5 protein-coding genes are annotated in these 8,863 nt (G+C 38.7%); all 5 read left to right on the plus strand.

Annotated elements, in window-relative coordinates:
- The first annotated feature begins 20 nt into the window (after window positions 1-20).
- The 5 genes from JGH11_RS08760 (at window position 21) to JGH11_RS08780 (ending at window position 8,477) form a co-directional block, all read left to right on the plus strand.
- Complete coding sequence (locus JGH11_RS08760; protein WP_201111205.1) at window positions 21-1,814, plus strand: RagB/SusD family nutrient uptake outer membrane protein; 1,794 nt, start codon at window positions 21-23, stop codon at window positions 1,812-1,814.
- Window positions 1,815-1,853: 39 nt separating this feature from the next.
- The gene (locus JGH11_RS08765; RefSeq protein ID WP_201111206.1) at window positions 1,854-3,737 is read left to right on the plus strand and encodes an arabinan endo-1,5-alpha-L-arabinosidase; all 1,884 of its coding nucleotides are present in this window, start codon (window positions 1,854-1,856) and stop codon (window positions 3,735-3,737) included.
- Between the two features lie 230 nt (window positions 3,738-3,967).
- Window positions 3,968-4,528 (plus strand): sugar O-acetyltransferase, encoded by a 561-nt coding sequence (locus tag JGH11_RS08770; RefSeq protein WP_201111207.1) that lies wholly within the window; start codon window positions 3,968-3,970, stop codon window positions 4,526-4,528.
- Window positions 4,529-4,533: 5 nt separating this feature from the next.
- Window positions 4,534-6,468: a glycoside hydrolase family 97 protein gene (locus JGH11_RS08775; protein WP_201111208.1), complete on the plus strand. Its 1,935-nt coding sequence runs from the start codon at window positions 4,534-4,536 to the stop codon at window positions 6,466-6,468.
- A 32-nt stretch (window positions 6,469-6,500) separates the two neighbouring features.
- Window positions 6,501-8,477 (plus strand): alpha-L-arabinofuranosidase C-terminal domain-containing protein, encoded by a 1,977-nt coding sequence (locus tag JGH11_RS08780; protein ID WP_201111209.1) that lies wholly within the window; start codon window positions 6,501-6,503, stop codon window positions 8,475-8,477.
- Window positions 8,478-8,863: the final 386 nt, after the last annotated feature.

Here is an 8,863-nt window from a genome sequence, read left to right on the forward strand (position 1 = left end):
GAACTAATATGGAATATAAGATGAAAAAGATTAAAATATATCTCGCTACAGCCCTGTTTACATTAGGACTTTTTAGTTGTAATGATTTTCTGGAAAAAGAAGTCGATCTGTCACTTTCAGACGAACAGGTATTTAGCAGCTTTGAGAATACGCGAGGATTTCTGGCTAATATATATACATATTTGCCGGACCCATTTGCAGGATACAATAATGGTCAGTTTCTAGCTGCCTCACGCGATTGTATGACAGACAATTCTCTTTCCTTCTGGGATGTTCATTACTATCACAGTGTACTTACTGATAGTTATTCTGCTACGGACCATCCTTTTGCGAAAGATTTTTGGCCGAAAGATTTTAAAGGAATCAGAGCTGCAAACCAATTTATGAAAAATGCGCGCCAATCAGTAATCGGAAATTCGGAAAAAGTTGGCGACGACAATCATCTTTACGACCGTAATATAGCTGAAGCTCGCTTGCTTCGTGCTATCTTCCATTTCGATATAGCTTGTTGGTTTGGCGATGTGCCTATTATCGGTGATGATGAAAACGGGCAACCAATCGTATTTGATCCAAGCGATACAGAAACAATGAACAGAGCACGTACTAGTTGTGCTGATGCTTTGAAGTGGATTGCCGATGAATGTGATGCTGTAAAGGATAAATTACCGTATCGCTACAGCAATGAAGATGAAAACTGGGGGCGTGTAAACGGAGCGGCGGCTTATGCTTTAAAATCCAGAGCTTTGTTATATAGAGCCTCAGCCCTTCATAATCCAAGTAATGATGTTTCATATTGGAAGGAAGCAGCTACAGCAGCACAAGACCTCATTACAAAGAACAATAGCCAAAGTAAGCGCTACAAACTATATACAACAAGTGATAATAATCCGAACAAGAATTATTACGAATGCTTTGTAACGACACCGTATTATAATGATGAGTATATTCTTACACGTTCAGTTTGGAGTACTTATGAAATCGAGCTATTTTTAGCACCTTGTGGATTTAGCGGAACAGCAAATTCTACCGGACGTACTAATCCGACACAGAATTTAGTTGATAGTTATGAAACCATCAATGGTTTACCTATCGATCAAGACCCTACTTATAACGATCAGAACCCATATGCAAACCGCGATCCTCGGTTAGAACAAACAATCTTACGTAACGGATCTATTTGGGGCGACCCTTTACAAGAAGAACAAAGACCCGTCGATGTGTCATATCCTGACGGACAGGATTATCAAGCATTACATGGAGGTACACTGACAGGATATTACACAAAAAAATTCCTTAATAATATGTCATTTAAAAGCCCATCTTCATATAACCATGCTTGTCCTATCTTCCGTTACGGAGAAGTGTTACTAAACGCTGCCGAGGCCATCAATGAAGCCTATGGCCCGGATCAGGCTTACCAATATGTAAATCAAGTTCGCGCCCGGGTGGGAATGCCTCCTTACAAAGGCATGACAAAAGATCAACTACGCGAACGGATACGTAACGAGCGACGGATTGAACTATGTTTTGAAGACCATAGATTCTTTGATGAAAGAAGATGGAAACTTTTTGACAATCAAACCACTAGTAACGAAAAGAATCTACCACGCTACAAACAGGTGTACAATATATATGGCGTTACTGTTACTCCGGATGCCTCAACAGTCTATACTTACGGTCCGGCACAAAAGCATCCGACCAGAGCATTCAGCAGTCCTAAAAATTATTATTTCCCATTACCTGACGCAGAGGTGAAAAAAGCGCCGAATCTTAAACAGAATCCGGGTTGGGATCTTTCTTCCGGCTCAAAATAAGTTTTATCTAAAAGTTATAAACTTTGAAAATAGGAAACTATGAAATATTATAAATGGCTTTGCTTATTAATTTGTTGTACGCTCCTTCTCGGAGCGTGCAACGACGATGATAAAGATTTTGGCGAGCAGGGTGTAATTATCGAAACCCCAAAAATTCTAGAGATTGCATCCTCATCAGTACAATTAGAGACAACATTATTGTCGGCGATCGATGTAATACTCTCGAAACGTGGATTTTGCTATAGCACTACTCCAGATCCGAACATCTACAACTCGACGATAATAGGAAAGGGAAATGAAACCTTTACTGCAACAATCGATGGTCTGCTAGGTAATACCACCTATTACGTACGGGCTTTTGTTAGTATATATAACGGAGGAATCGTCTACTCGCCACAAATAGAAGTATTAACCAATGAAGGGACACTAGACGAACAACTGGCACAGTATAAAGCACCTACTTATGCCGATAATTATTCTGATATTTCCGCTTGGGATATGCGCAGTCAATGGAATCTGGCTAATGTACACGACCCCTCGGTAATTCTGGCCGAAGACGACTATTACTACATGTATCAGACCGACGCCTCGTATGGTAATGTACATACAGTGGATGGACATTTCCATGCACGTCGTTCCAAAGATCTTGTTAATTGGGAATATCTAGGTGGAACAATGAAGAACCTCCCTGAATGGGTACTGCCCAAACTAAACGAAATACGTAAAGAAATGGGTTTAAGTGAAAGTTCCGGTGAGGGTGAATTTGGTTTTTGGGCTCCTTGTGTACGTAAAGTACAAAACGGTTTATATAGAATGTATTATTCTATTGTTTGCCCGGGACTACTCAATGGAGATGGTACATGGGGAGAGCGTGCTTTTATAGGAATGATGGAAAACTCCGATCCTGCAAATAATAGTGGTTGGGTAGACAAGGGGTATGTGGTAACCAACGCCTCTGACAAGGGCCTCAATTTCAATATCCCTGCCAACGATTGGGCAAACTGTTACTATAAATGGAATGCTATCGATCCTTCATATATAATTACAGCGCAAAATGAACATTGGCTAATTTATGGCTCATGGCACAGCGGCTTAGTAGCTATGGAACTAAATGCCTCTACTGGTATGCCGAAAAAAGCATTAGGCCTACCATGGGCTGACGGTAGTGTTCCTTCCGAATATGGACAATCGATATACACTCGAAAAGCTGGTGACCGCTGGCAAGCAAGCGAAGGACCCGAGCTAATTTATAACCCCGAAACGGATTATTACTATCTGTTTGTTGCCTACGATGCAGTAGGGGTTCCTTACAATACACGTGTAGCACGTTCAAAAAGCATCACCGGTCCATACTTGGGAATCGATGGAGCAAATGTAAGTGATGGAGCTAATATACTTCCTGTGGTTACCCATCCATATAAGTTTGCTAACAGCAATGGTTGGGTAGGTATTTCTCACTGTGCAATATTCGACGACGGCAAGGGTAATTGGTACTATTCTTCACAAGGACGTTTACCCGAAAGTGTAGACAATAATATCATGATGGGGCATGTCCGCAGCATTCGCTGGACAAAAGACGGGTGGCCGTTGGTTATGCCTGAACGTTATGGAGCAGTACCAAAGGTACCTATCACCGAAGAAGAATTGATCGGTAATTGGGAACATATAGATATGTCATATAGCTATGGGAAACAAAAGGAATCTTCTCTGATGACACTTGTATCAGAACATAGTGTTTCCGATGGTACGTGGAAAGGTTCTTCCTGGAGTTATGATACAGACAAACAAATATTGACTGTTAATGGCGTAGAATTGTACCTTCAACGTGAAGTAGATTGGGAAGCAACTCCTCGAACTCATACTATTGTTTATGCTGCCTATGGTAGCAATAATAAGACTTATTGGGGTAAGAAAACTAAATAGTAACGTCCTATGCATAAAGCTACTTTACAATCCTGGGATTGTAAAGTAGCTTTTATTTTTACACATATGGTAGCTCATTCGTATTCCTTTGAATAATCAAATTATCAGTAAAATGTTATACAACATATTTTGATAAGTGTAAACTACTACACTTATATAGTATCTTGCAAGTGTATTTAAAACACTTATATAAAACAAACTAATACCCCTTTGCTAATATAGAATACATTATGAAAACGGAAAAAGAGAAAATGATTGCAGGTGAGCGATATACAGCACACGGGGAAGAAATGGTAAATCTTCGTAAAAAGATAAAAGTAATACTTCACAAGCTTAATACCACTGAATATTACACAGACAAATTTCAGGACGTAATCAATGAATTATGCCCTAATTCAGCGAAGAATTTACATCTCGAACCTCCTTTTTACTGCGACTATGGAGATCTTATATATGCCGAAGAGAACGTCTATATTAACTTTGGAGCGGTTATTCTTGATGGTGGAACCGTTAAAATAGGAGCAAATACTTTAATCGCACCGGGAGTACATATATATACTGCCGGACATCCCTTAGATATTGCCAATCGTAGAGAATGGGAAGTATGCAAACCTATTATAATTGGAAGAGATTGCTGGATTGGAGGACATTCTACTATTTGTCCGGGGGTAACAATTGGCGATCGCTCTGTAATCGGTGCTGGTTCGGTAGTAACAAAAGATATTCCTGCCGATTGCCTTGCTGTAGGTAATCCTGCTAAAGTGATAAAAAAACTAAATCAAAATAAATAAAACCTATGAAAAAAGTATTAGGGGGATTACTCCCTCTTTTCGTCATTGCTTTGTTAGTATCCTGCTCCTCCGAGCAGAATACTTTAACAAGCCCGAATGGAAAAATAACGGTGGAGATAAATCAAGACTCTACTAAAGTATTAAAGTATACGGTAAAAAAAGATGGAGCAACTGTTATTGAACCGTCGACTTTGGGGCTAGTAAGAAATGATGCAGATTTTTCATCTCTTGAGGTCGTGAATATTGGCACAAAGCGCAATGTAGAGGGCACCTATGTTACTCCCGCCGAAAAACGTTTAAATAATAAATTCAAAGCTAACGAATGGGATTTAAGAGTAAAAAATCCCCAAGGAAAAGAAATGACTATTACTTTCCACTTGGCTGATAATGGTCTTGCATTCCGCTATGCTTTCGGTGAAACTTCAACTGAAGAAAAAACAATTGAAAAAGAAAATACATCGTTCAAATTTGCGACCTCAGCCAAAGCGTGGTTACATCCTCATGATGATGTAAAAAATTGCTGGGCACAAACCTGTCCTAGCTACGAAGATAACTATATAACAGATGTAGCTGTAGGAACAGAAGCTCCTAAAAAAGCAGGATGGAGTTTCCCTGCGTTATATAAAACAGGTGAAACTTGGGTATTACTCACAGAAGCAGGTTTAGAACCATCTTATTGTGGAACACGCTTGGCTCAAAGCAGCCCCAACGGAGAGTATTTTATCGAATTTCCTCAGCAAGGAGAAAGCGTAAAACCTACCGATCCGGTTACTCCTATTTCAAAATTACCTCTATATTCTCCATGGCGTGTTATCATGCTAGGAGGATTAAATGACATAGTTGAAAGTACAATAGTTACAGATCTGTCCGAACCAAGTAGAATTCAAAATATCGATTTTATAAATCCGGGACTTGCAGCATGGAGTTGGGGCATAGAAAAAGATAATTCGGTAAATTATGACCGTCAAAAACAATATATCGACTATGCTTCGTCCATGACATGGGAATACGTACTGATAGATGTAGAATGGGATAAACGTATCGGCTATGCCAGAATACAAGAACTGATAGACTATGCTAAAACTAAGAATGTTGGCATAATCTTGTGGTATAATTCATCTGGTGACTGGAATACAACTCATTATACTCCTAAAAGCGCACTATTGGAAAAGGATGCTCGCCGCACAGAATTCGAACGTATCAGTAAAATGGGAGTGAAAGGAATAAAAGTTGATTTCTGGCCGGGAGACGCACCATCTGCTATCCAGTATTATTATGATGTACTTCAAGACGCTGCTGACTACAAATTACTAATTAACTTTCATGGAACAACGGTTCCGCGTGGATGGAGCCGTACCTTTCCTAACTTAATGTCGTTAGAATCTATTAAAGGATTTGAATTCATAACCTTCGCTCAAGAAACAGCTGATTTGGCACCTCAACATTGTGCAACAGCAATTTTTGCCCGAAATGTAGTAGGCCCTATGGATTTTACACCTGTCTGTTTCGGAGAAATCCCAGGCATACAGAAAAGAACGTCTAATGGCTTCGAGATCGCACTTTCTGTACTCTTTCAATCAGGTATCCAACATTTTGTAGAAACACCTGAAAGCATGGCTAAACAACCTGACTATGTGCAAGAATATATGAAGAATGTGCCTAGAGTATGGGATGACATCAAACTTATAGATGGTTTCCCTGCGAAATATGCTGTACTAGCTCGCAGATCAGGAGATAAATGGTATATTGCCGGTATTAATGCAGAAACAGAAATTAAATCGTTGAATTTAGACTTATCGGCATTAAATATTCAGGAAGAAGGAACAATGATTACAGATGGCGATACAAACCGAGCTTTTAACCAGAAACAAGTTTCTCTCAACAACGGAAAATTGAATGTTGAGATTCAACCTAACGGAGGATTTGTTATCGTATTCTAATATAGAAACAAATAAAATTTAGAAATTAAAATATGAAAAAGAATTTTTGTAAAATTGTAAGCATTGCCGCACTTTTAGCTTTTGGACAAACGGCAATTGCACAACAGACCTACGAACTGACATTGGATACAAAGAAAGTAGGTGCCCCTATTCAATCTACCATGTACGGATTATTCTTCGAAGATATAAACTTCGGAGCAGATGGCGGGCTATATGCAGAATTAGTAAAGAACAGATCATTCGACTTTCCTCAAAGTTTAATGGGATGGTACACTTTTGGCAAAGTAGAAGTGAAGAAAGACAATTCTCCTTTCGACAAAAATCCGAATTATCTTGTATTATCCAATCCCGGACACGCCCATAAACATACAGGAATCGAGAATGAAGGATTTAGGGGTATCGGATTTGTCAAAGATGCTACTTATCGTTTCTCGGTATGGGCCAAGAAGGAAAAAACAACAGAAGATCAGAAAATCCGTATTGAATTTATCAATTCGAAAAACAATATCATTGGGACAGAAGAGTTAAGCATAAATTCAACAGATTGGCAAAAACATCAGGTGATAGTGACTGCCAAAGAAACTGAGGAAAAAGGACGCTTACGTGTATTCTTAGTATCAAAAGGTTCTATCGCCGTAGATCATGTTTCGCTATTCCCTACCGACACATATAAAGGTCGTGAAAATGGTTTGCGAAAAGATTTGGCTCAGGCATTAACAGATATTCATCCGGGCATTTTCCGTTTTCCCGGAGGGTGTATTGTAGAAGGCACAGACCTTGATACACGTTATGATTGGAAAAAAACAATCGGGCCAGTTGAAAACAGACCTGTAAATGAAAATCGCTGGCATTACACGTTCACAAATCGCTTTTTCCCTGATTATTATCAAAGTTACGGCCTAGGTTTTTATGAGTACTTCCTTTTATCGGAAGATATGGGCGCAGAGCCACTACCAGTATTAAGTTGTGGCCTGGCATGTCAATTTCAGAATGAAGACGAGCACGCACATGTTCCGGTTAGTAATTTAGCTCCTTATATTCAAGATGCTCTAGACCTAATAGAGTTTGCAAATGGCCCTATAACATCTAAGTGGGGAAAGGTACGTGCCGATATGGGACACCCTGCTCCTTTCAACCTTAAATATATTGGTATCGGTAATGAACAATGGGGTCCGGAATATGTAGACCACCTTGCTCCTTTCGTAAAAGAAATGAGGGCTAAATATCCCAATATAAAAGTAATCGGCAGTTCTGGTCCTTCTGCTGATGGAAAAGCCTTTGATTATTTATGGCCGGAAATGAAACGACTAAAAGTAGATTTGGTTGACGAACACTATTACAAAGAACCGGATTGGTTCTTCAATAACGCTTCCCGTTATGATAACTATGATAGAAAAGGTCCTGCTGTATTTGCAGGAGAATATGCTTCACACGATCATCCTACAAAAAAACAAAACAATTTCTTATCTGCCCTTTCGGAGGCAGCATTTATGACAGGTTTGGAACGCAATGCGGATATAGTCCATATGTGTACTTATGCACCTCTTTTTGCTCATATAGATGCATGGCAATGGTGCCCTGACATGATATGGTTCGATAATCTGAAAATGATGAAAACACCGAATTATTATGTGCAACAACTTTATGCCCATAATAAAGGAACCAATACGATGACTTTATTATGGCCTGATAAAAAAGCTGTTACGGGACAAGAAAATCTTTATGCATCGGCTGTTTATGACAAAGATCAAAATTGCTATATTGTAAAGGTAGCCAACACTGGAACAGAAAGTAAGAATATAAAAGTAACCTTAACCGGTACTAAAAAGAAGACAACGTTTACCGTTGGCGATTGTGTTGTAATGCAAAACAATAATCTAAAGGCAGTTAATACGTTAGATACTCCGTTGAGCATTACTCCAACGAAAGCAACAGCTACAATGGATGGAAATATCTTGAATATTCAAACTCAAGGACAATCTTTCGGAGTTTACAAAATAAAACTTTAATTTACCATACAGAGGAATCCAGATATATTATCCGTTCAAAGTGGAAACTATATTTGGATTCCTTTTTTATGGGCTTTTTCTGATAGCATATTCCGGGATCTTTATCTATATAGAGAATCTTAGATCATTAATATATAGTCCTTTTATAGATTTAATAACTGAAAAGTTACAAATAAAAGGTATCTAAAAAGTGTTACTTTTATTACTTTTTATAGTCAGTAGTTATAATGTGGTCTTGTAACAAAAGAAGGTAACAGATAAAGAAATTAGGAAAAAGTTGTCACCTTTGTCACTTTTTATAAGCAAATCCATAAATCAATTTTTATAGAATATTATGAATTCAATCACCTTACTAAACAAATCGGCGGACAATATCCGTATACTGG

Origin of the sequence: Dysgonomonas sp. Marseille-P4677 (assembly GCF_016652235.1) — a bacterium.
Lineage (GTDB): Bacteria > Bacteroidota > Bacteroidia > Bacteroidales > Dysgonomonadaceae > Dysgonomonas.